Origin of the sequence: Colwellia sp. RE-S-Sl-9, assembly GCF_048296855.1 — a bacterium.
Classification (GTDB): domain Bacteria; phylum Pseudomonadota; class Gammaproteobacteria; order Enterobacterales; family Alteromonadaceae; genus Pseudocolwellia.
The window spans coordinates 3,039,013-3,060,818 of sequence record NZ_CP182631.1 but is presented as its reverse complement, the minus strand read 5'-3'; the positions used below and the strand labels follow the sequence as shown (position 1 = coordinate 3,060,818).

Sequence of the window (21,806 nt, the reverse complement as noted above, 5' to 3'; positions counted from 1 at the left end):
ACATTAAATAAGTACGATCATCAAAATATAAAAATCAGGCAACAAACTATGAACAATAATATTGTACGCATCGCAACTCGCAAAAGTGCCTTAGCTTTATGGCAAGCAGAGTATGTAAAAGCACAACTTGAAAAGTTTCATGAAAATATTACCGTTGAACTTGTGCCTATGACCACCAAAGGTGACATTATTTTAGATACACCTTTAGCTAAAGTCGGTGGTAAGGGCTTGTTTGTAAAAGAACTTGAAGTGGCTATGTTAGAAGATCGTGCTGATATTGCTGTTCACTCAATGAAAGATGTTCCGGTAGAATTTCCTGAAGGACTTGGTTTAGAAGTTATTTGCCCACGAGAAGATCCACGTGATGCTTTTGTTTCAAATACTATCACCAATTTCGAATCGTTACCTGCTGGCGCTATTGTCGGTACTTCAAGTTTACGTCGACAGTGTCAAATTAAAGCAATGCGTCCTGATTTAGTGATCAGAGACTTACGCGGTAACGTGAATACACGTTTGAAAAAATTAGATGATGGTGAGTACGACGCAATAATACTTGCCGCAGCTGGCTTGATCAGATTAGAAATGCCAGAGCGCATAAAAGAATATATAGCGCCAGAACTTATGCTACCTGCTAATGGCCAAGGTGCTGTAGGTATTGAATGTAGAACTGATGACGAAAAGATTAAAGCGCTACTTGCTCCACTTGAATGTAAAGAAACGCGTATTCGAGTACTCGCTGAAAGATCAATGAATAGAGCGTTAGAAGGTGGTTGCCAAGTACCTATTGGGAGCTATGCTGTTTTAGAGCAAAACTCATCTGAACCCGTGCTTTATTTACGTGGTTTAGTTGGGGCTGTTGATGGCAGCACAATATTACATAGCGAGATCCGCGGTCCTATTGAACAAGCTGAAACGTTAGGTAATACATTAGCGCAAAAATTATTAGCGCAAGGTGCTGATAAAATATTACAACAGGTATATGCCGATCAATAACGTTAATGTACTGATCACTCGTCCTGAAAATGAAGGGCGAGTGTTAGCTAACAAGCTAGACAAACTTGGTGTCAATTCACTTTGTCAGCCTATGTTTGATTACCAAGGTAACGATAATCAAGAAACACTACACAAACTATTAAGGCAAGTTCAACAGCCCATTGTTATTTTTATTAGTGTTTCAGCCGTTACTTATGCAAATAAACTTTATACCCTGTCATCTTGGCCTGCTCGACAATTTTTTGCCGTAGGTACTGCAACCGCACAAGCATTAAAAGCAATTAATGTAGAAGCAAAATCTCCTACAATTCAAACTAGCGAAGGTTTACTGGCTTTCGCTGAACTACAAAATATTACCGGCCAAGACATCATTATTGTACGAGGAGATGGCGGACGTGAACATTTGGCTGACTCTCTTAAAGCTAGAAACGCGAATGTAACCTATTTTGAAGCGTATCAACGCATTTGGCGACAATTACCCAGCAATATCGAACAACATTGGCGAAATCACCATATTAATTGTATGGTGATAACTAGTGACGCTATATTACAAAACATAGTACAATTAATTAATCGATCAGATGGATATTGGCAAACCGCTTGTTATTGGGTGGTAGCAAGTGAGCGTATTGCACAAAATGCAAAGGCCTTAGGTTTTCGGCATGTAATTAATGCTAACGGCGCTAACGATAATGCTATTTCTAAAGTAATAACATCTGATGTAACAAATAACATGGAATAAGATGATGACCGATAAGCCAACGTCTAAAAATAGTGATAATGCAAAAGAATCTGCCAGCAAGGCGAATACTATTACTAAATCTGCTCAAAAGTCTGCTGACAGTTCATCTTCAAATGTACCTCAAACTAAAGTATCGGTTAATATGTCTAATAGCACCGACGCTATCAAAAGCAGTGAATCAGAAACCAAAATTGATAAAGCTGATAGCAAAGGTTCAGCAGACAAAGCGATTGAACCGCCAGTAAGTGATAAAAAGACAGTAACAAAAACACCATCACCTAAATCTTCCTCAGAACAAGCAAAACAAACTATGAAACCAGAATCTCGCTCAGAAGCGCCATCAAAAATATCTAAACTGGCTATTTTATCTTTTCTTATTGGTTTAATTGCCGTAGTGGGTGTTGTGTTACTTTATTTTTGGCATGTTCAACAGCAAACAGAAATTATTTCTCAGTTACAACAAGTTAAAAGTGATACAGCGAAAAGCAATCTATTAGCGCAAGAAAAAATAATGAAAACCTTGCAAGCTCAAGAAAAAAATCTTGCGATGCAATTTACTGATTCAGCTAATAACATGAAACAAGAAACACAAGAAAATATTGAAAAGCTTAATCAAATGGTTGAAAAGTTTAGTGAAAATCAACCAACCGATTGGTTAGTACATGAAGCTGAATACTTAGTGCGAATTGCTGCCCGTACCTTATGGTTAGAAAAAGACACAACCGCAGCAATTGGTTTATTACAAGATGCTGATGCACGTATTACTGAATTAAATGATCCTCAAATATTACCTATTCGTCAGCTTATTTATCAAGATATTGAAGCATTAAAATTAATACCTAAGCTTGAAACAGAACAAACCATTTTGTCGTTAATGGCGTTAGGCGAACAGGTACAGTCGTTACCTTTAATTACCTTGACTGTTGCTCGAGAAGCTGAAAATACAGACCGCTTTACATTATCAGAAAATGTATCTGACTGGCGCGAAAATATGGCGAAAACGTGGGATAGATTCATGCAGACGTTTGTTGTAGTACACAGCAAGGTGGGTGAATTAGAGCCTATTTTACCTGCAGAGCAACGTCAGCATTTAAAAGAAAATTTAAACCTTAAACTACAAGTAGCACAGTGGGCCGTAAGTAAAGGTAAGCATGACATATTTATTAAATCGTTAAACGATGCGCAAGCGTGGTTAACGCAATACTTTGATTTAAATGATGTAAAAAACAAAGCCTTTATCGAGTCAATCGAAAGCTTAAAAGGGAAAATAATTTCCGTAAATACAAATCATAAATTTGTTTCTTTAAAAGCCATTAGACAAGTATTGGCGGATCAACAGTCGGTTAAACCGCCTGTTAAGTCACTAAAAAAAGAAGTGATAGAAACGATTGATGAAACAAAAGAAAACGTAAATGAAAAAATTAAAGATGTAGAAAAAAACATTCAACCTGAAGTTAAATCTAATAACGTAGAAAGTCCTAAAACTATCGATAACTCACCTAAAAATATACAAGACGAAGTTATAGAAAAAAGCGCTGAACAAGCAGCTAAAGTAAGCGAGGCAGCGTAATGAAAAAACTCGGTGTTCTGTTATTAATATTTTTTACCTTTATCGCGTTTGCGCCAATGTTAATTGACGATCCTGGCTACATCTCTATTGCTATGGGTGGCATGATTTACGAACTTACTATGTACACGGCAATGTTTTGGATCTTATTTGTTTTTCTTATTCTTATCTTACTCTTTATTCTTTTACGAGGGGGTTTTAGGTTCAGCTTAGGTACATGGAATAAATTGGCCTTTGCGAGTAAACGTCGTGGAGTTAAAGATTTTGAAAAAGCAGTAGCGGCCTACATTTTAGAAGATTACGTACAAGCTGAGCATTTATTTGCTAAAAGTGCAGAACCCGCTCAACAACAACGTGTTGGATATTTACTTGCCTCATCTGCTGCATCTAAACAAGCATTACGTTCGAATACGCAACACTATTTGGGGTTATTAGACAGTATTGGTAACAATGTCAAAAATGGTAATTTAGAGTCAGTACTTGTGACTATAAAATTGCACATTGAACAAAATGATTTTGAAAAAGCACGTGCTTTAATTGATGAACATCATAAATTTATTGGTCACGACGCTCGTTTGCTCTCATTAGACATCAACTTAATGTTAATTGAAAAACGTTTTATTGCTGCTGTTGAATCTTTAGTGCTGGCTCGTAAGCAAAAAACAATAACAGAACAAACCATTACACAATGGGAAGAAACAGCTTTTTACGGGGCGTTTAACCAGCTAGTTCTTGAAAAAAATGCGGAAGAACTTTCTCGTTACTGGAACAACTTACCAAGTAAAGTCAAACAGCGTGAAGTTGTTGTTATGGCTTATTGTAAAGTACTTGCAGAGCAAAATATAATACAACCATTAAATAAAATATTACTGCCTGTTGTTAAAAAAGGAACAGATAAAACCTTTTTACAACAAATGCGCAGCTTACCGTTAAGAGCAGCGGATGAACTTATTGCTGTAGTGCAAAAGCATTTACACAAAGATCCACAAAATGGCTTATGGTTAAGTTGTTTAGCTCATTTAGCCGTTTCAAGTAAACAATGGGATATGGCCGAAAAAGCGTTTAATAGCTTAGTTAACTTGGGTGAGATTCAATACGACAAAGTCGACTTGATTGCTTTTGCTAAAATATTACAACAACGTGAGCAGTTTGAAAAAGCAGCACAGGTTTACGCTAGGTTGCATTAATCAACGCTTACAGATGTTATTGAAAGGTCAGTATATTACTGGCCTTTTTTGTATCTGATTTACTGGTGTGCATATTCCCTTATTAATAGTCATCGTAGTATGATAAAAATATAATAATTGAACCTAAAGCAACATTAAGGAAAGTAGAGTGGAAGATGAAATATCTTTTGAAAACAATGAAGTGAATGTTCAATCTTTACCTCAAATTGAACAACTTAAGCTTGTTGCTATATCCAGTAAGCACCGTATGGCTAATTTAGGTATTAATATACTTTTAATCCTACTCGCGCTTATTATTGCCTTGTTTGTTCATGTTCAAAGTTTTATGCCTATATCTCCTAACGCCGTAAAAACGGTCCCAATTATTTGCGTGATATTAGCACTCATATTTTTAGGTAAAACTATCTTTGGTTTTTTTGCTGATAAACGAAAATTTTACGCATTAAGAAACCAAGATTTAAGTTACATATCAGGCCTTATATTTAAAAAAGCAGTTACCCAACCTATATTACGTATTCAACATGTTGAGCTAAAGCGTGGGCCTATAGACCGTAAACTTGGATTGGTTAAAATACAGGTATTTAGCGCTGGCGGTGCGACACATACTTTTGAAATTCCGGGATTAGAAGTCGATACTGCAGAGTCTATTAGACAATTTATACTTGATCATAAAGATGTTGTTCATCATGGATAATATTGAAAGTTCGCCTGAACAAGACAAGCAAAAAGATACAGAGTTATCACAAGGTAAAGATAATATCGTTAATGACAATTTAACCCAAACGTGGCAAAGGCTTGCTCCTATTGCCATGTGTTATTTTTTCGTAAAATTGCTTTATGTCTTTTTCAGTAATTTATTCTTTTTAATTCCAGCCGTTATTTTTGGCTATAAGCATATTATTAATACCCCTTGGATATGGTTACCTGCATTATTGGGTGTGGTTATTTTTATTGGCTTGATTGTATTTTTAAATTTTTACTTTTTTCAATACCGTTTAGCTAACGAACATATTGAAATTCGATCAGGTGTTTTTTCTAAAAAGCATATCAACTTACCTTTTACTCGTATTCAAAACGTAAAACTTGTTCAACCCATTTATTACCGCCCTTTTGGTTACACTTGCTTGGAACTTGATACCGCAGGCTCTGCCCAGCAGGAAGCTAAAATTGTTGCATTAAAACTCTCGTTTGCCGAAGCTTTAAAAAAAGAAATTTTAACCACACATGATCAAAATGATATTCAACCTACAGAAATAAACGTAGAGCAAAGTAATGAACAAATAGTTGAAAACGACACTCAAGATGAAACCATATTAAACACGCGTTCCCTCAAAGACCTTATTATTCATGGAATAACCAATAATAGAGTATGGATATTTTTAGGGGGCTTAGCACCTTTTTTAGATGATATAGGGCGTTATGTTGATAACTTTTTTCAGAATTTAGGGATTGATATAGAGCAGCTGCTAACTTTTGCAGATAAGTCTTGGTGGCAAATTAGTTTATGGGCGCTAACACTTTCCTTTTTAATTTTATTACCGATTGTACTGCTTTCAATCATGGGTTCCATCATTACTTTTTATAATTACACCTTGAGCAAAGTAGGCGACAGATATATTCGACGTAGTGGGTTATTAACTAAGCACGAAGTAACAATGAAATTACCCCGCTTGCAAATGGTGTATAGGCAACAAGATTGGTTAGACATACTGCTTAATCGTATTAATCTAACCTTTGAACAAAACAATGTGATCGGGCAAAACTTTCAACCTGGGGGCTTAAATAATAAAATTATGGTGCCGTCGATTACTGCGGATGAATGCCAAACGCTGATCAATGATGTGTTTCCTGATAATACCATGGAAACATTAAGTTATACGCGTATTAGTAAGCGATTTTTGTTACGCAATATCGGCTATATTTTAACGCCATTGTTTATAGTGCTATCGTTTTTCGCCGCTACTACAGGGAAGTTCACATTGCTAAATTATTTGGTGCCAGCGTACTTAATATTGAGCGGATTAGTCTTTTGTCGTTGGTATCGTTGGGGTTATGCACAAGACAAATATTTTCTATATGTGCGTAAAGGAGTTTTAGGCGTCGACTATTGTTGCTTTCCTATCTACAAAGTACAACAGACTAAATTTATTCAAAGTGTGTTTATGAAACGCCACCAACTTTGTTCGTTATCTATCGTATTAGCATCAGGTGCGGTAAATATTCCGTATATCAATGAACAACAAGGTTATAACATGACCAACGAGCTTTTATATCAAGTAGAAGAAAGTCGAAGATCTTGGATGTAATGACTAAATAGGTGTTAACGTATTTGTTTATGAGTGTGGATTTAAAAATGAATACGCTGGAGGGGCTTTATCTACTATTATTAATCCTTTTATAAATTGTTCAATTTCATTTTACGTTAATTCAGTATGAATTCTAATGAAAACCCCATAAAATACGCACCATCTTATTAAAAATCGTCATTTGACCATCAAGGTAGCGAGCATTTCGTAAAACGTTTATGTTAGCTAAACACATATGAATTTATCAATAACCTTTAAAAAACCAACGGTAAAAGGCGCGTACGATTGGCAGTTGTCGCAAGAAATTAATGTAAGTAATGACGCTGGCGATGTGATCGCAAAAGCGGAAATAGAGCTTATAACCCTTAATAAGCATCGCGATGCTGATAAAAGCTTTGCAATGCTTGATGAGCAAGAAGCTACTGATTGGGAATTACCATTAGGTGTTTATTTTAAAAAACAAAATTTAATAGCAGAATATTGCGAAAAACTTTTAGTTAAGCCAGATACTAACGCAAAAACACATATTATGATTGAAGCAATAAGTGTACAGCCGGCTTATAGAAAACAAGGTGTAGCAAAGTATTTATTGAATGAAATTGCTCTACATTACCCTAAAGTTCAATCGTTAAATGTTATGAGTATGGCGATGAACTTATTTGTTGATTTAGAGTTTTGTAATGGTGAAGAAAACACGCAATATTACACAAAACTAGCACTTGAAAATGAAGCTATAGCAAACGAAGAGCTAAAAGCATTTTTTACAGCAAGTGGTTTTATGCAGGTAGAAATAGACGAAAGCTTATTAGCTGAGCCATTACCTTTCGAATTATTTATTGCTAGCCCTGCGACCATTCAAGCTACGGTTTCAGCATAAATTTTAACAATAACACTCATGTTAAAAAGCTATAAATAGATCGTAAAATAATTTTATCCAATCATACTTATGATTGGATAAAATTATTTACTTAACCTGAACTTAGCTTACTTGCTCGCCATTAAAAATTGCCACTGTTCGTTAAAATCATCACTTGGTTTTTTAGCAAAGCTCGATCTTACATATTGGCTGATTTTACCTTCAGCAAAAGAAACAATAATATTAGCTAAGGCAAGTTCGTTAATGGTAAAACCTTTACCTTCTCTTAATTTACGTTCTCTTAATACTTGTTTGAATTGAGATTCTAGTTTTTCAAAAAACTGATTTACACGCGCGCGTAAACGTTCGTTCTCACCCATTAAAGCATCGCCACTTAAAATGCGGCACATACCCGGATTGCGTTCAGCAAAGACTAGCAGCACATGTAAAATATGATGGCAGCGTACTAAAGCCTCTTTATGATCCGTTAAAATAAGATTTATTCTTGAGAAAATAGACTCTTCTATAAAATCAATTAACCCTTCAAACATTCTCGCTTTTGATGGGAAGTGACGATACAAAGCAGCTTCAGAAACACCTACATCAGCGGCTAATTTAGCGGTAGTAATGCGTTGTCCTGGGCTAGTTTCAAGCATACTAGCTAAACATTCTAAAATTTGCTGTTTACGATTGGTTTTTGGATTTACAGCCACTAGAATTCTCATTTATTTTAATTATTAATAAGTGAATTCTAACGGTTTTATGTTGGTGCTTTCAACTACTTTAATATGGAAGTTATTTATTATCCTGAAAATGGCATATTAATCAGTAAGCATATCTAAATTAATAAATGTAGGGTATGTGGTTACTTACTATTTTAAAAAATAAAGCACGTTATTTAACGTACTTTTTAGCTATTTCAGCGACTAAGGTTTGTGCTAGTTTTGCTTTGCTGGTAAGTGGTAAGTGTATTTCATTATTCGCCGTAAATAAGGTTAACGAATTATCATCACTATTAAAACCTTGCCCTTGTAAAGACACATTGTTTGCACAAATTAAATCTAATTTTTTTCGGGCTAGTTTAGCTTTAGCGTATTGCTCTACGTCTTGTGTTTCAGCAGCAAAACCTACGGTATAAGGCTTATTAGCTAATGCTGCAACGTCAGCCACAATGTCTGGATTTTTCACTAATTCAATAGTTAGGTTGTCGTTATCTGCGGTTTTCTTAATTTTATGATTAGCAACTTCAGTAACGCGGTAATCGGCAACGGCAGCACATGCGATAAATACATCGGCTTTTTCTGCTAATACGAGTGCGTGTTTATGCATATCTCTAGCGCTCTCAACTTTTATTACCTCGCAGTCTTGTGGTGCAGTAATGGTTACAGGGCCAGAAATAATCGTGACTTTAGCGCCTGCTTTTTGTGCTGCGTCAGCAATTGCATAGCCCATTTTTCCTGAGCTATGATTAGAAATATATCTAACAGGATCAATTGCTTCACGCGTAGGGCCAGCAGTGATCACCCAATGTTGATTCGCTAATAGATTACTTGTTTTATTCTTTTGATAAAAATCGCAAGCAAGGCTGACTAAATCAGGTACATCAAGCATTCTGCCCAAACCTATATCGCCACAGGCTTGTTCGCCTGCACCTGGTCCCCAAAGTGTTACGTTACGAGCTTTTAAAATACTTATGTTGTTTTGAGTAGCTTGTGCGTGCCACATTTGCTGATTCATCGCTGGCGCAACAACCAAAGGAGCGTCGCTCGCTAAACAGATAGTAGTAAGTAAATCATTCGCCATGCCATGACTAATACGTGCAATAACGTCGGCTGTTGCTGGTGCAATAAGAATTAAATCAGCCCATTTAGCTAATTCAATATGTCCCATAGCAAGTTCAGCTTGGGTATCTAATAAACTGTCTGAAACCGCATTGCCAGAAACGGCTTGTAGGCTTAATGGGGTAATAAAGGCTTTAGCACCGTTGGTCATTACTACTCTAATATTAGCACCTTGCTCTTTTAAGCGACGAACTAATTCAGGGGTTTTATAAGCTGCAATACCACCGCTTATGCCAAGTACAATATTTTTACCTTTCAGCATTTTCTAACTACACGTATATAAATTCAATAACGCTAAAGATACCACTAATTGCTAACATATTGAAATTTTGAGTGGAATACTGGTATAACTACTTATGTATGAATTTTGTACAAATAAATATTGAATTTACGATACGCAATACAAGGATGTCATTATGTTAAAGGATTGGCCAAGTGTAGAAAGACCTAGAGAAAAATTATTAAATCAAGGCGCTGCAAGTTTAAGTGATGCTGAATTATTGGCAATATTTTTAAGAACAGGAGTACAAGGCTGTAATGTGGTTGATTTAGCTCGCCAGTTATTAGTGAGCTTCGGCAGCATTTCTGCCATATACAAAGCGTCTGAAGAAGAGTTTTGTACCCGAAAAGGTTTAGGTACGGCTAAATACGTACAGTTGCAAGCTTGTTTAGAAATGTCGAAAAGGCACTTAGCTGAGCAGCTTCAACAGGGTTATGCATTAACTTCTTCACAAGCCACTAAAAATTACCTTATTAGCGAATTGCGTAACGAAACCAGAGAAGTGTTTGCTGTGTTGTTTTTAAATAATCAACACCAGGTAATTAAATTTGAAAGACTGTTTTATGGCACCATCGATGCGGCAGCCGTTTATCCTCGTATAGTGGTTGAACATGCTTTAAAGAATCAGGCTGCAGCCGTTATATTAAGCCATAATCATCCTTCTGGAATTGCAGAGTCAAGTACCGCAGATAAACAGATAACGAGTCGTCTTGAAAAAGCATTAGATTTAATTGATGTGAGGGTTTTAGATCATATCATTATAGCCGGTCATCAATGCTACTCTTTTGCTGAACAAGGCGAGTTGAGCCGTTAAAATAGTTGCAACTATGGTTAATGACAGTTAGTTTTACATTATCAAAGATAGGATTAAGGAATCTATATGTCTGATATTACAAATAACGAGGAAGAGCGTCGACAGTCATTCCGGTTAGATATGGAAAAAGAATTAGTTGATATTGTTTGGACTGATAGTGCTGGTGTAGAACGACAAAAGAAAATAGCTTGTCTTGATTTTTCTCGAGGAGGTTTAAAAATCGATTGCGATCAAGCCATTGAACCACAATCGCAAGCTGTTGTTATTTTTAAAGCGGCTAATCCTAATAGCCAAAAACTGCACGGTCGTGTTATACGTTGTATTAAACAAGATAATGGTTGGTTTGAAATCGCTTTACGCCTTGACGAAAATGCGCAGTAATACGTTAACAATGTTTGTTAAAATTTGAACTATAATTGGTGCATATCACTAATTAAGTGATAGCAGGAGAAACAGGTAATGATGATATTAGTAGGCGGTGAAAAAGGTGGTAGTGGTAAAAGTTGCCTTGCACAAAACTTGGCGGTTTATTTTGCCAGAGATAAAGAAGCCATTGTATTAATGGTTGATTGTGATCCGCAACGAACAACGTCTGACTGGATACAAGCCCGAAATACTGATCCTAGTTTACCCGCCATTAACTGTATTCAACTTTATGGAAAAATTCGTAACGACTTATTAAGCCTGAATCAACATTACGATTACGTGATTGTTGACTGTGGTGGTCAAGACAACCTCGCCTTACGTGCTGCAATGTCGGTAGCTGATCATGTTATTATTCCGTTAAGACCAAAACGTCGCGATTTAAAAACTGTTCCGCACATGGAAGATATGCTCAGTACATGTAAAATGGTTAATCCTAAAATGCTAGCTTCGTTTGTTATTACCCAATGTCCTTCGTTACCCAATCAAGCAGGGCGTATATTAGAAGCTAAAGATGTGTGTAGCTCGTACGGTATAAATGTTTTAAATGCTGTTACGTTTAGCCGAAATGTATACGACGATAGTGAAGAAAAAGGGTCTTCTGTGTTAGAAATTGATCCGGATGGCAAAGCCGCCGCAGAAATGATTTCAATTGCAGAAGAGTTAATGGCAATGAAACCGGACAACTCCCATGAGTTTAAGTGATCTTAAAAAGTCCAAGGACGGTAATACAAAAAAAAGACAATTCACTGTAGACGAATTTATTTCTGACGCAGAAAATTACGCAAAGGGTGCACCTGAAATTGTTAGTAGCGATATTAACAACCAATTAAATTTAACTCAGGCAGTTCTCGCTGCACAGCAATATGTAGCTGATAAAAAAGCCCAACAAGAACAAGCAGCAGCCAACCAAACCAAAAAGCCTTTTAGACATGCAACGTTTACCTTGAGTGAAGAAGCTATTACACAACTGTCAGAATTAGCTATTGAGACTAAGTTAGCCAAATCTCATATTTTGCGCATTTTAATTGATGAATTGTGTAATAAAGCGCAACAAGAAAAAATACACAAATTGTTAGGATCTAAAATAGACTGAGTCAGTCTGTTTTTTATACTATTCGATGGTAAATAAACCATAAAGTACATTGTAGTACTGTTTGTTACCTCTTAATTTAGCCTTTAACTTATTGAAAAATAGGAATATTCAATAGTTTTTCAATAGGATCTTTAGAAAAGCTAGCAATAACTTTTCAGTTTCTCTATAATATGCCACCTTTTTCAGGATCCCGAGGCGACGGTCTTGGGGAAATATAGCTCGAGCTGAAATTAATATTGGAGTACTCATTATGTCTAAAGTTTGCCAAGTAACAGGCAAAAAGCCAATGGTTGGAAACAACCGTTCGCACGCAAGAAACGCGACTCGTCGTCGTTTTTTACCTAACCTTCAAACTCACCGTTTTTGGGTTGAAAGCGAAAATTGTTTCGTTAAATTACGTTTAACTCCGAAAGGAATGCGTATTATCGATAAAAAAGGTATTGATGCAGTTTTAACTGATATTCGTGCCAATGGCGAAAAAGTTTAAGGAATCATCATGCGTGATAAAATTCGTTTAGTTTCTAGTGCTGGTACTGGTCATTTTTATACTACAGATAAAAATAAAAAGACTATGCCTGAGAAAATGGAGATCAAAAAGTTTGATCCTCGTATTCGTCAGCACGTTATGTACAAAGAAGCAAAAATCAAGTAATTGATAACTGCTTATTTAAAAACCCAGCTTTTGCTGGGTTTTTTATTGCCTAAATTACGGTATTATTGTTGTTCTTCAATTTAACTGATCAGAGTCTATGAAATTATCTCGTACAGGTTGGAACAACGTTATTATCTTCGCAGTAATGGCGTTTATTTTATTAATTAATGTCACCAACAATAAAATATTTTCTGAAGATGAAAGCACCTCAAATACGGAACAAGCAACGTTATTTGGCGCACATGCCACTATTCTCACGTTAACCTTTTATCCCAATGTAACGATTGAACGTATAGGAAAAACATGGCGTTCTACCCCTGCTACGCTAAATGAACAAGGGCTAGAGCAAATGATGCGGTCATGGAAACATAGCGAAGGCGATACCGTTAAGCATCCTCCATTACTCGACGAAAAAATGGCTTTAGTGGTTAAAGTAGAACTTGCTGGGCAAGATGAACCTTATACGTTAAACCTATATGCCACTGATACAGAGCTCCTTATATTTAATCGCACCACACAGGTATGGAAATCTTTCCCTCTCGCTATTTTCTCTCAGCTTGTACCGAATGAAATTTTGTCAGTATAACGATAATGCTAGCTTTAACTATTAATGGGAGGATTAACATGAGTTCACCTCAACAGCACTGTGTTATTTTAACCATGGACTGCTTAGATGACTTTGAAGTTTACGACCACTTAATTGACGAACCGCTACAAAAATTAGGTTGGCAAACTCATACCATTTCATGGAAAGCAGAAAATGTGGATTGGAACAAATACGATGCGGTTGTGATTCGTTCGCCATGGGATTATCAAGATCATGCGGATGCTTTTTTAAAAGTACTCTCAAATATCGAAGCTTCATCGGCACACCTTGAAAATAGCTTATCAATTATTGAGTGGAATATTGATAAAATTTACTTAAAAGCCCTAGAAGAAATACGTATCAATATAGTACCTACGCTGTGGGAAAACGAAATTTCTGTTGCGTCAGTTAACCGTTTTTTTAATTATTTCAATACTGATCAGTTAGTGATCAAACCTCGTATTTCTGCCAATGCCGATAATACGTTTTGGCTAACTAAAAACAATATTGAAAACCACTTAGCTGAATTAACAGCCATATTTAAAAATGAATCATTTATGGTTCAACCCTTCATGGAAAGCGTAATAAAGGAAGGCGAATTCTCGTTGTTTTATTTTAATGGTACGTTGAGTCACACAATCCTTAAAACGCCAAAAAACAACGATTTTAGAGTACAAGAAGAGCATGGCGGCAGATTAACTACCGTTGAACCTGAAGCCGAGCTATTAACCCAAGCTGAAAACACATTAGCGGCCATAGCTAAAATTCATAATATGCCTTTGTATGCACGGCTTGATTACGTACGCGATCAAACATCTTTCGCTTTAATGGAAGCCGAACTGATAGAGCCTTCGCTGTATTTTAATATGGATCCTGAATCACCCACGCGCTTTGCCCAAGCATTTGTTGATAAAATGAATACTCACAATGCATCTTAATCTCCTTAACTTGGTTCTAAATTATGCCTGAATTACCCGAAGTAGAAGTATGCCGACAAGGCATTACACCTCATATACTTGATCAAACCGTTACCAAGGTTATTGTGCGTAATGCTAAATTACGTTGGCCTATTCCTGATAGCGTTCATAGTATGGTTAACAGCAAAGTTGAATCAGTAGAGCGTCGCTCTAAATACTTATTAATTAAGTTTTCGCACGGCACACTAGTTTTACATTTAGGGATGTCGGGTACGATCCGTGTTATTGATGCTAATACCGAAGTGGCTAAACACGATCATTTTGATTTAGTGTTAAGTAACAACAAAGCATTAAGATTGAACGATCCAAGACGTTTTGGTGCGGTATTATGGTTTGAGCAACATATTGATGAACAAGGTTTACTGGCTAAATTGGGGCCTGAACCATTAAGTGATGATTTGACCCCAGATTATCTGTTTGAAAAGTCGAGAAACCGTAAAGTTCCCATCAAAACCTTTCTAATGAATAGCCATATTGTTGTGGGCGTAGGTAATATTTATGCCAACGAATCGTTATTTAAAGCGGGGATATTACCTACAGCACTTGCAGGAAGTATATCGAAAAAACGTTTTAACGCCCTAACCGATATTATTAAAGAAGTACTTGCTGCAGCTATCGCACAAGGCGGCACAACCTTAAAAGATTTTACTCAAGCTGATGGGCGCCCTGGGTATTTTGCTCAGCAACTTTTAGTGTATGGCCGAGCAGGGAAAAAATGCATGGTGTGTGAAACCATATTAGAAGAAGTAAGGCAGTCCAACCGAAGCTCAGTTTTTTGTCCTACTTGCCAGAAAAAATAAGCTGGGCAGTTTAGTTTAAGGCTTTAGTACTTCATCTAAAGCCGTTTTTACTATCGGATGTACAAAACTACTCACATCACCATTATGTAAAGCCACCTCTTTCACTATTGTTGACGAAATAAAGCTATTCTCTTCAGAAGGCGTTAAAAATACAGACTCTAAATCAGGCGATAAACGTCTATTCATGTTCGCAAGCTGAAACTCATATTCAAAATCAGAAACAGCACGTAAACCTCTCACTAAAACAGAAGCATTTTGTTGTTTAGCAAAATCAACCAATAGTCCTGTAAAGCCTACCACCGTTACATTAGGTAAGTGCTGTGTAACTTGTTGTATCATTTCAACGCGCTTAGCTAAATCAAAACAAGGCTTTTTACTTGGGTTAGATGCCACCGCAATTACCACTTCAGAAAACAAATTACTTGCACGTGTAATTAAGTCAGTATGACCATTCGTTACTGGATCAAATGTTCCCGGATATATCGCTTTTATAGGCATAAAATAATCTTCATTAAAAGTAGTGAAAGCTATTGTAATGGCCTACCGTTTTAAATTCAAAAGACATTATTAAAGATATTGCATTTTAAAAAGAGAAAACTTAAAGTATTTACTCGAAAAACCTTTCAGTCTTATTGAATTTGATAGTAATATAGGTTGATCGGCAGTAAGCAAAAAAAACACAAAGAAGTGGGATCAATGAAAACTCGTGATAAAATAATTCAGGCTAGCATCGCTCTATTTAATGAAAACGGCGAAAGGAATGTTACAACGAATCATATTGCGGCAGATCTCGGTATAAGTCCAGGTAATCTCTACTATCACTTCCGTAATAAAGAAGACATTATTTTGTCTATTTATGAAGAATATGCCCGCACACTTTTATTAGAAAGTATGCCCGAAGTATCCCCAGACGTAAAACCACTTGATGCTATTATTCTTTACATGGATATGGTTTTTCAGGCCATGATGAAATTTCGTTTTTTCTACAGTAATCTTCCTGTTTTATTGGCTAAAAATCCCTTGTTGCACGACAAATATGTTGAAGTGCAAAGCTTTATTGCAGACAGAGTAAGCCAATTACTACTTTCGTTAAAACAAGCTGACATGATGGAATTTGACGATGAAGACTTACCTGAAATTGTAAGTATTCTACGTTTAGTTAATACGTTTTGGTTAAGCTTTTATCAAACACAAAACAATGAAGAAGAAATTAACGACTCTGTTTTTTATCAGGGCGTGTTGAAAATCTTAGTCATTATTCATCCATACATTAGCGATTCAGCTAAAGAAGAGTTTTTAGCTGCTCGTACTATGTACCGTAAGCGCTTAGAAGCAAGTTTATCTGCGGTTTAATATGCCAAATATAGCGAATGATTTTTCATAATTATTCGCTTTCATATCCTGCTAGTAACAATTTCCACTCACTTTCTTGCCAATTTAACGTAACGTCTTTTGTTTTTTCTTTATTAAATGATCGTAATAATCGGATCATATTCTCTTGTTTCCAGTTACCAGAGCTAGAGCGAATTTCACCTTGGTCAAAGTCGATAATCCATACTTTTTCTTGGTCATCAATTAAAATATTGTGAATATTTAAATCGTGATGATAAACATTATGATCATGAAAGCTTTTGATGGTTTTGCCAATACGCTGCCAAAGACTAGAACTAACCGATTGTTTCATAAGTAACGATATTAAGTCTTGAGCATTACACACACGTTCAGTCAAAATATCCGCTTTATAAAACAAGCCGGTATTGATAATACGATAAGCAATGGGTTTTGGTGCCGGTAAGTTTAAGTCGCAAAGTTGATTTAATAACTCAAACTCTTTAGCCGCTCGGGTGTTAGCATTTGTAGAAAATAAATAAGAATCTTTATTAAATTTACCAATCAAGCCGCCACGATAGTAATGTTTTAATACCCAGTTTTTATTATTAACTTCAATAAACCAAGTAGTTCCTCGGCCTTGAGCTGTGCCTACAATATGATTGTTTTTTTGCCAGTAGCTGCTATCAAGAAAGGCTTCAGAAAAGTTTTCCACTTCATTTTCATCATAAACACAAAATATATTGTTGTTTTCGCAAACTTTTTTGCTACAGGGTTTTACAAATGTTGAAGGGTTCAAGATAATAGACCAATTATATTACTTTAATCTGTCTATTGTGGTGAATCCTTTATGCTGGGTCAATTAGCTGCACCAAAAAATTTATGTGTTTTACGTTTATCTGCCATCGGTGATGTTTGTCATGCCGTTGCAGCGGTGCAAAATATTCAAAAACAATGGCCACATACTCAAATCACTTGGGTGTGCGGTAAAGTAGAAGCTAATTTACTTAAAGGGTTAGAGAAAGTAGAAATTATTGTTTTTGACAAGTCTGCTGGTTTGAAAGGCTATTCTGATTTACGCGATCACATGAAAGGCCAGCACTTTGATATTTTATTGCATATGCAAGTTGCCCTAAGAGCCAGCTTAGCGAGTTACTGTATTCCAGCCAAAACAAAAATAGGCTTTGATAGTAAACGCGCAAAAGAGGGTCAATGGATATTCACCAACTATAAAATTGCACCGCAAAACGAGCCACACGTGCTCGATGGTTTTATGGGATTTACCCAAGTATTAGGTTTAACGGTAAGCGAGCCAGTATGGAATATGCCATTACCTGAAGAAGACGAACAGTGGGCGCACAACACGTTATTTGAAGAAAATAACAAACCCGTTGCTGTTATTAGCCCTGCAGCCAGTAAAGCAGAACGAAACTGGCATGTAACAGGCTATGCACAAACGGCTGAATATCTACAACAAGTGGGTTTTCGTGTTGTTATATGCGGTGGCCCAACGGCGATGGAAAAACAACTCGCTGAAGATATTTGCAAACAAAGTAACGCCTCTTTTACCAACTTAGTTGGTAAAACCTCACTTAAACAACTACTCGCTGTTTTAAAATTAGCACACATTACCATAGCACCAGATACAGGCCCTGCGCATATGTCGGTAACGGTTGGTACGCCTGTTGTTGGCTTATATGCTCATAGTAACCCGCGCAGAACAGGACCGTATTTATATCCAAAATACGTGGTTAGTTGTTACGACCAAGTGATTGAAGAGCAAAAAGGTAAACCTTACACACAACTACCTTGGGGCGTTAGAGCGAAAGGCAGTGATTTAATGGAAAGACTAACGATTGAAGAGGTTAAAGCTAAAATTAACCTCGTGGTTGAAGACTTTTATCCTGAGTTGAAAGCTAGTGTTTAAGGTTTTCATTGTTTGATTAACAAAATTAGATTTCATTTAATTTGTTATTTCTCAAAACATATTTGTCCCAGTCAGTTTTCATTGACCTCTGATGAAGCTAAAAAATAACACTTGAACATAAAGGTTAATTATATCAAAGGAGTATCTAAAAATGGCGGGACTAAAATATAGCTTATTACTACTTTTTTTAATTTCAGCTTGCTCGCAAGCGACTTCAAATACAAAAGTATCAATAAACAACCAGCTATCAAATTGTATTACGATAGATCGTTCAGAAGTCATATATAGGGATGGTATCCCGATGTTAGGTCTATCGTATAAACAACTAAAACCTACGTCGGAATGTGGATGTAAATCTGCTATTTCTCAGTACACATCTCTGCTTGAAATGGATGGCTATAACTCTCAACTGCTTACAGCTAAAGTTAAATTTGGTACTAAGGCGTCTATTATACCTTTGGCTACTAGCAAGGATATAATAGGTGATTACAGTGTGTTGGTTAACTTCTCTTGTGCGTTAGCAGACTAGCGCACTAACACACGGCCTGAGGTGACGATAAAGTAACAAGTTTAATCAACCAATCCTAAATAACTTATCCACCCAATAATCTATTCAAGTGAGCAAGTGACCGGTCACTTGCTCCTTGGTTTTGTAGCACAACGTTATACGCATTGTCACCAAGAGTTAGCTGTTTATCGCTATCGTTTAATAGCTCAGTTATTGCATGAACTAGCTCTTTTTCGTTATTAATACCGTTAAGTTGCACTATGCCTTTGGCGTCGATTAGTTGCTGCATCACTTCGGTAAAATTGCTCATATTAGCGCCGACTATCACGGGTTTTTTAAATAAGGCGGGTTCTAAAGGATTATGTCCGCCAATAGTGCTAAAGCTTCCGCCCATAGTAACAATCGACGCTAATGCGCACATTGGCATTAGCTCACCTAAGGTATCTAATATCCAAACATGAGTTGTTGCATTAACTTGCGTGTTCTTACTGCGTTTACATGTAGTAAAGCCGCTGTTTATCGCTAATTGTGCCACGTCAGCAAAACGTTCTGGGTGTCTAGGCACAATCACAAGTAATAATTCTGGATACTGTTGATGCAGAGGTTGAAAGGCTTTTAAAATAATTTCTTCATCACCTGGGTGTGTACTGGCAACAACCCATAATTTACGTCTACCTTCAATAAACGCAGCTAACTCGGCTTGTTTGCTGGTAATGCTTGGTGTAATTGATATATCAAACTTTAAGTTACCCGAAAGCTCGCAGTTTAATGTCTTACTGCCTAATGCCATAAAGTTGTTTTGATTGATTTGGCTTTGGGTGAGTATTTGATCAAAAGCTTGTAAACAAGGTGATATTAACCACGTTAATTTTTTATAACTTTTCATTGATTTAGTTGATAAACGGCCGTTTACCAATAACAATTTAGTTTGTCGGTTTTTACATTGGCTGATTAAATTTGGCCATAACTCGGTTTCCATAAAAACCATAGCTTTGGGCTGTAAGCGTGATAAAAATAGCCAAGTACAAATAAAAGAATCTATGGGTAAATAACAATGCTGAACTCGATCAGAAAACAGTTTTTTAACTTGTGCTGAGCCGGTTGGTGTAAAGGTGGTAATAGTTACAGGTGTATTAGGTTGGCTAGCGAGTAATTTTTCGATAAAGGCTTTTAAGGCAATAACTTCACCGACACTTGCTGCATGAATAACAATGCCATGTTTGCTTAATTTTGTATCAATAAATCCGAGGCGCTCAAATAATCGCTGGCGATATTCTGGGTGATTTTTAGATCTAACCACTAATATTAGCAACAATACAGGCAGTAATAAGAAGAATAAAACGCGATAAAAGAGTAAAGATAAAAAGTATTTCACAAACATTCTCGTTGCTAGCAGTGCGCTAAGTATACCTAATAACACTTTTACAATGATAGCGTTTAGTATTTTTGAATATATACCCGTTATCTTCAAGCACTCTGAAATCGTCTCTTGATTGGTAACGGGTATAAATATGGGGATGGTCTTAAAAGTTTACAGTGAAATTTTTATTTCTAACGTTAGCTATTTTCTTTTTGTGCGTTAAAACGTACAATGAAAATTAAGAGGCTGTATTTTTAATCAAAAAGGCCAATAAAGTCGCTACATTCAATTAATAGATAAGCGATAAAAATATAACAACTATTACTTTTACAACAAGCGGAGCGTTTAAACACATGCGTACATCTCCTTTTTATTCACATATTACGAGCCAAATCGATCAAGTAAAAACTGACGGTTTATATAAAGCCGAACGAGTTATTACTACCGCTCAACAACCATCAATTGCCGTAGCTAATGGTGATAAGGTGATTAACTTTTGTGCAAACAACTACTTAGGTTTGGCTAATCACCCTGACTTAATTGCAGCAGCAAAAGAAGGGTTAGACGAGCATGGTTTTGGTATGGCGTCGGTACGCTTTATTTGCGGCACGCAAGATATTCATAAAACCCTTGAGCAAAAATTAAGTGAATTTTTAGGCATGGAAGATACTATTTTGTATTCGTCATGTTTTGATGCAAATGCAGGTTTATTTGAAACGTTACTTGGCCCAGAAGATGCGATTATTAGTGATGCGCTAAACCATGCGTCAATTATTGATGGTGTACGTTTATGTAAAGCCAAACGCTTTAGATACGCCAATAATAACGCTGAAGAATTAGAACAATGCTTGAAAGATGCTGATGCCGCAGGCGCAAGATTTAAATTAATAGCCACCGATGGTGTATTTTCAATGGACGGTGTTATCGCTAATTTAAAAGCCGTGTGTGATTTAGCTGATAAATATAATGCTTTAGTGATGGTTGATGACTCTCACGCAGTAGGTTTTGTTGGCGAGCAAGGGCGAGGCAGCCACGAGTTTTGTGATGTAATGGGGCGTGTAGATATTATTACCGGTACTTTGGGTAAAGCCATGGGCGGAGCTTCAGGCGGTTATACATCAGGTAAAAAAGAAGTGATTGACTGGTTACGCCAACGTTCACGTCCTTATTTGTTTTCTAATTCGCTAGCGCCCGCTATTGTGAATGCGTCAATCAAAGTGATTGAGTTATTAAAAGGTGGCGATGCTTTACGTAAGCAGCTTATCGAAAATTCTCAATACTTTAGAACACAAATGGAAGCCGCAGGATTTACTTGTGGTGGTGCAGATCACGCAATTATTCCTGTAATGTTAGGTGATGCAGCTGTAGCAACACAAATGGCTAATAAGCTGTTAGAAGAAGGCATTTATGTGATCGGTTTTTCATTCCCTGTTGTGCCTGAAGGCCAAGCACGTATTCGAACGCAAATTTCGGCAGCACACACTAAAGAGCAATTAGATCATGCTATTGGCGCGTTTATTCGTATTGGTCAATCAATGAATATTATTAGTTAAAGGTTGAGT

At 36.5% G+C, this 21,806-nt stretch carries 25 protein-coding genes; 20 read left to right on the top strand and 5 right to left on the bottom strand.

Annotation, left to right across the window (positions count from 1 at the left end):
• The first annotated feature begins 48 nt into the window (after positions 1–48).
• The 7 genes from hemC to ACM9HF_RS13205 all read left to right on the top strand — a co-directional run bounded on the left by hemC (position 49) and on the right by ACM9HF_RS13205 (position 7,672).
• Positions 49–993, top strand: coding sequence for a hydroxymethylbilane synthase (gene hemC / locus ACM9HF_RS13235; protein WP_473609315.1), 945 nt, complete (start codon positions 49–51; stop codon positions 991–993).
• Positions 980–1,735 (top strand): uroporphyrinogen-III synthase, encoded by a 756-nt coding sequence (locus ACM9HF_RS13230; RefSeq protein ID WP_473609311.1) that lies wholly within the window; start codon positions 980–982, stop codon positions 1,733–1,735. The genes hemC and ACM9HF_RS13230 overlap by 14 nt, the downstream gene beginning before the upstream one ends.
• Position 1,736: 1 nt before the next feature.
• Positions 1,737–3,305 (top strand): uroporphyrinogen-III C-methyltransferase, encoded by a 1,569-nt coding sequence (locus ACM9HF_RS13225; RefSeq protein WP_473609307.1) that lies wholly within the window; start codon positions 1,737–1,739, stop codon positions 3,303–3,305.
• Positions 3,305–4,489, top strand: a complete 1,185-nt coding sequence (locus tag ACM9HF_RS13220; protein WP_473609302.1) for a heme biosynthesis HemY N-terminal domain-containing protein — start codon at positions 3,305–3,307, stop codon at positions 4,487–4,489. The genes ACM9HF_RS13225 and ACM9HF_RS13220 overlap by 1 nt, the downstream gene beginning before the upstream one ends.
• Positions 4,490–4,637: 148 nt before the next feature.
• Positions 4,638–5,183 (top strand): PH domain-containing protein, encoded by a 546-nt coding sequence (locus ACM9HF_RS13215; protein WP_473609299.1) that lies wholly within the window; start codon positions 4,638–4,640, stop codon positions 5,181–5,183.
• Positions 5,176–6,795: a PH domain-containing protein gene (locus ACM9HF_RS13210; protein WP_473609294.1), complete on the top strand. Its 1,620-nt coding sequence runs from the start codon at positions 5,176–5,178 to the stop codon at positions 6,793–6,795. Before ACM9HF_RS13215 ends, ACM9HF_RS13210 begins: the two co-directional genes overlap by 8 nt.
• Positions 6,796–7,030: 235 nt before the next feature.
• The gene (locus ACM9HF_RS13205; RefSeq protein WP_473609291.1) at positions 7,031–7,672 is read left to right on the top strand and encodes a GNAT family N-acetyltransferase; all 642 of its coding nucleotides are present in this window, start codon (positions 7,031–7,033) and stop codon (positions 7,670–7,672) included.
• Positions 7,673–7,779: 107 nt separating this feature from the next.
• On the opposite strand, the gene slmA is transcribed toward ACM9HF_RS13205, so the two are convergent.
• Together slmA and coaBC are read right to left on the bottom strand one after the other, a co-directional pair.
• On the bottom strand, positions 7,780–8,364 hold the full coding sequence (gene slmA, locus ACM9HF_RS13200; protein WP_077339799.1) for a nucleoid occlusion factor SlmA: 585 nt from the start codon (positions 8,362–8,364) through the stop codon (positions 7,780–7,782).
• A gap of 181 nt (positions 8,365–8,545) precedes the next feature.
• Entirely contained in the window at positions 8,546–9,754 is a 1,209-nt protein-coding gene (gene coaBC, locus ACM9HF_RS13195) for a bifunctional phosphopantothenoylcysteine decarboxylase/phosphopantothenate--cysteine ligase CoaBC (protein WP_473609285.1), read from the bottom strand.
• A 151-nt stretch (positions 9,755–9,905) separates the two neighbouring features.
• On the opposite strand from coaBC, the gene radC reads away from it, so the two are divergent.
• The 9 genes from radC to mutM all read left to right on the top strand — a co-directional run bounded on the left by radC (position 9,906) and on the right by mutM (position 15,120).
• Positions 9,906–10,586: a RadC family protein gene (gene radC, locus ACM9HF_RS13190; protein ID WP_473618305.1), complete on the top strand. Its 681-nt coding sequence runs from the start codon at positions 9,906–9,908 to the stop codon at positions 10,584–10,586.
• Positions 10,587–10,652: 66 nt separating this feature from the next.
• The gene (locus ACM9HF_RS13185) at positions 10,653–10,967 is read left to right on the top strand and encodes a PilZ domain-containing protein (protein WP_473609281.1); all 315 of its coding nucleotides are present in this window, start codon (positions 10,653–10,655) and stop codon (positions 10,965–10,967) included.
• 78 nt (positions 10,968–11,045) lie between these two features.
• Complete coding sequence (locus ACM9HF_RS13180; RefSeq protein WP_077339807.1) at positions 11,046–11,714, top strand: AAA family ATPase; 669 nt, start codon at positions 11,046–11,048, stop codon at positions 11,712–11,714.
• Positions 11,701–12,105, top strand: coding sequence for a hypothetical protein (locus ACM9HF_RS13175; protein WP_473609274.1), 405 nt, complete (start codon positions 11,701–11,703; stop codon positions 12,103–12,105). Before ACM9HF_RS13180 ends, ACM9HF_RS13175 begins: the two co-directional genes overlap by 14 nt.
• A gap of 250 nt (positions 12,106–12,355) precedes the next feature.
• Positions 12,356–12,592, top strand: coding sequence for a 50S ribosomal protein L28 (gene rpmB / locus ACM9HF_RS13170; RefSeq protein WP_076417462.1), 237 nt, complete (start codon positions 12,356–12,358; stop codon positions 12,590–12,592).
• 9 nt (positions 12,593–12,601) lie between these two features.
• Positions 12,602–12,757 carry a 50S ribosomal protein L33 gene (rpmG, locus tag ACM9HF_RS13165; protein WP_070375415.1) on the top strand — a complete coding sequence of 52 codons (156 nt, stop codon included), beginning with the start codon at positions 12,602–12,604 and terminating at the stop codon, positions 12,755–12,757.
• Between the two features lie 97 nt (positions 12,758–12,854).
• Complete coding sequence (locus ACM9HF_RS13160) at positions 12,855–13,343, top strand: hypothetical protein (RefSeq protein ID WP_473609265.1); 489 nt, start codon at positions 12,855–12,857, stop codon at positions 13,341–13,343.
• A 38-nt stretch (positions 13,344–13,381) separates the two neighbouring features.
• The gene (locus tag ACM9HF_RS13155) at positions 13,382–14,281 is read left to right on the top strand and encodes an ATP-grasp domain-containing protein (RefSeq protein WP_473609261.1); all 900 of its coding nucleotides are present in this window, start codon (positions 13,382–13,384) and stop codon (positions 14,279–14,281) included.
• Positions 14,282–14,304: 23 nt separating this feature from the next.
• A complete protein-coding gene (mutM, locus tag ACM9HF_RS13150; protein ID WP_473609259.1) occupies positions 14,305–15,120 on the top strand; it encodes a bifunctional DNA-formamidopyrimidine glycosylase/DNA-(apurinic or apyrimidinic site) lyase in 816 nt (271 codons plus the stop codon).
• Between the two features lie 15 nt (positions 15,121–15,135).
• Here mutM and coaD read toward each other — a convergent pair whose 3' ends face one another.
• Positions 15,136–15,618 (bottom strand): pantetheine-phosphate adenylyltransferase, encoded by a 483-nt coding sequence (coaD, locus tag ACM9HF_RS13145; RefSeq protein WP_473609255.1) that lies wholly within the window; start codon positions 15,616–15,618, stop codon positions 15,136–15,138.
• A 198-nt stretch (positions 15,619–15,816) separates the two neighbouring features.
• Between coaD and ACM9HF_RS13140 the strand changes: the two genes are divergently transcribed.
• Positions 15,817–16,473, top strand: a complete 657-nt coding sequence (locus ACM9HF_RS13140) for a TetR/AcrR family transcriptional regulator (RefSeq protein ID WP_077340133.1) — start codon at positions 15,817–15,819, stop codon at positions 16,471–16,473.
• Positions 16,474–16,504: 31 nt separating this feature from the next.
• Here the strand turns inward: ACM9HF_RS13140 and ACM9HF_RS13135 are convergent, their stop codons facing one another.
• A complete protein-coding gene (locus tag ACM9HF_RS13135; RefSeq protein WP_473609250.1) occupies positions 16,505–17,248 on the bottom strand; it encodes a 3-deoxy-D-manno-octulosonic acid kinase in 744 nt (247 codons plus the stop codon).
• A gap of 51 nt (positions 17,249–17,299) precedes the next feature.
• On the opposite strand from ACM9HF_RS13135, the gene ACM9HF_RS13130 reads away from it, so the two are divergent.
• Together ACM9HF_RS13130 and ACM9HF_RS13125 are read left to right on the top strand one after the other, a co-directional pair.
• A complete protein-coding gene (locus ACM9HF_RS13130; RefSeq protein WP_473609247.1) occupies positions 17,300–18,376 on the top strand; it encodes a glycosyltransferase family 9 protein in 1,077 nt (358 codons plus the stop codon).
• Between the two features lie 151 nt (positions 18,377–18,527).
• The gene (locus tag ACM9HF_RS13125) at positions 18,528–18,905 is read left to right on the top strand and encodes a DUF2195 family protein (protein WP_473609243.1); all 378 of its coding nucleotides are present in this window, start codon (positions 18,528–18,530) and stop codon (positions 18,903–18,905) included.
• A 64-nt stretch (positions 18,906–18,969) separates the two neighbouring features.
• Here the strand turns inward: ACM9HF_RS13125 and waaA are convergent, their stop codons facing one another.
• A complete protein-coding gene (gene waaA, locus ACM9HF_RS13120; protein WP_473609239.1) occupies positions 18,970–20,259 on the bottom strand; it encodes a lipid IV(A) 3-deoxy-D-manno-octulosonic acid transferase in 1,290 nt (429 codons plus the stop codon).
• Positions 20,260–20,597: 338 nt separating this feature from the next.
• Between waaA and ACM9HF_RS13115 the strand changes: the two genes are divergently transcribed.
• A complete protein-coding gene (locus tag ACM9HF_RS13115; protein ID WP_473609235.1) occupies positions 20,598–21,797 on the top strand; it encodes a glycine C-acetyltransferase in 1,200 nt (399 codons plus the stop codon).
• The last annotated feature ends 9 nt before the right edge of the window (positions 21,798–21,806 follow it).

Coding starts and splice junctions, on each gene's coding strand:
- ACM9HF_RS13180 (WP_077339807.1), top strand. CDS start 11,046: ATGATGATATTAGTAGGCGGTGAAAAAGGTGGTAGTGGTAAAAGTTGC.
- ACM9HF_RS13230 (WP_473609311.1), top strand. CDS start 980: ATGCCGATCAATAACGTTAATGTACTGATCACTCGTCCTGAAAATGAA.
- hemC (WP_473609315.1), top strand. CDS start 49: ATGAACAATAATATTGTACGCATCGCAACTCGCAAAAGTGCCTTAGCT.
- mutM (WP_473609259.1), top strand. CDS start 14,305: ATGCCTGAATTACCCGAAGTAGAAGTATGCCGACAAGGCATTACACCT.
- ACM9HF_RS13185 (WP_473609281.1), top strand. CDS start 10,653: ATGTCTGATATTACAAATAACGAGGAAGAGCGTCGACAGTCATTCCGG.
- ACM9HF_RS13175 (WP_473609274.1), top strand. CDS start 11,701: ATGAGTTTAAGTGATCTTAAAAAGTCCAAGGACGGTAATACAAAAAAA.
- ACM9HF_RS13155 (WP_473609261.1), top strand. CDS start 13,382: ATGAGTTCACCTCAACAGCACTGTGTTATTTTAACCATGGACTGCTTA.
- ACM9HF_RS13210 (WP_473609294.1), top strand. CDS start 5,176: ATGGATAATATTGAAAGTTCGCCTGAACAAGACAAGCAAAAAGATACA.
- ACM9HF_RS13220 (WP_473609302.1), top strand. CDS start 3,305: ATGAAAAAACTCGGTGTTCTGTTATTAATATTTTTTACCTTTATCGCG.
- ACM9HF_RS13160 (WP_473609265.1), top strand. CDS start 12,855: ATGAAATTATCTCGTACAGGTTGGAACAACGTTATTATCTTCGCAGTA.
- rpmB (WP_076417462.1), top strand. CDS start 12,356: ATGTCTAAAGTTTGCCAAGTAACAGGCAAAAAGCCAATGGTTGGAAAC.
- ACM9HF_RS13140 (WP_077340133.1), top strand. CDS start 15,817: ATGAAAACTCGTGATAAAATAATTCAGGCTAGCATCGCTCTATTTAAT.
- ACM9HF_RS13125 (WP_473609243.1), top strand. CDS start 18,528: ATGGCGGGACTAAAATATAGCTTATTACTACTTTTTTTAATTTCAGCT.
- coaBC (WP_473609285.1), bottom strand. CDS start 9,754: ATGCTGAAAGGTAAAAATATTGTACTTGGCATAAGCGGTGGTATTGCA.
- ACM9HF_RS13225 (WP_473609307.1), top strand. CDS start 1,737: ATGATGACCGATAAGCCAACGTCTAAAAATAGTGATAATGCAAAAGAA.
- ACM9HF_RS13115 (WP_473609235.1), top strand. CDS start 20,598: ATGCGTACATCTCCTTTTTATTCACATATTACGAGCCAAATCGATCAA.
- coaD (WP_473609255.1), bottom strand. CDS start 15,618: ATGCCTATAAAAGCGATATATCCGGGAACATTTGATCCAGTAACGAAT.
- ACM9HF_RS13130 (WP_473609247.1), top strand. CDS start 17,300: ATGCTGGGTCAATTAGCTGCACCAAAAAATTTATGTGTTTTACGTTTA.
- ACM9HF_RS13205 (WP_473609291.1), top strand. CDS start 7,031: ATGAATTTATCAATAACCTTTAAAAAACCAACGGTAAAAGGCGCGTAC.
- rpmG (WP_070375415.1), top strand. CDS start 12,602: ATGCGTGATAAAATTCGTTTAGTTTCTAGTGCTGGTACTGGTCATTTT.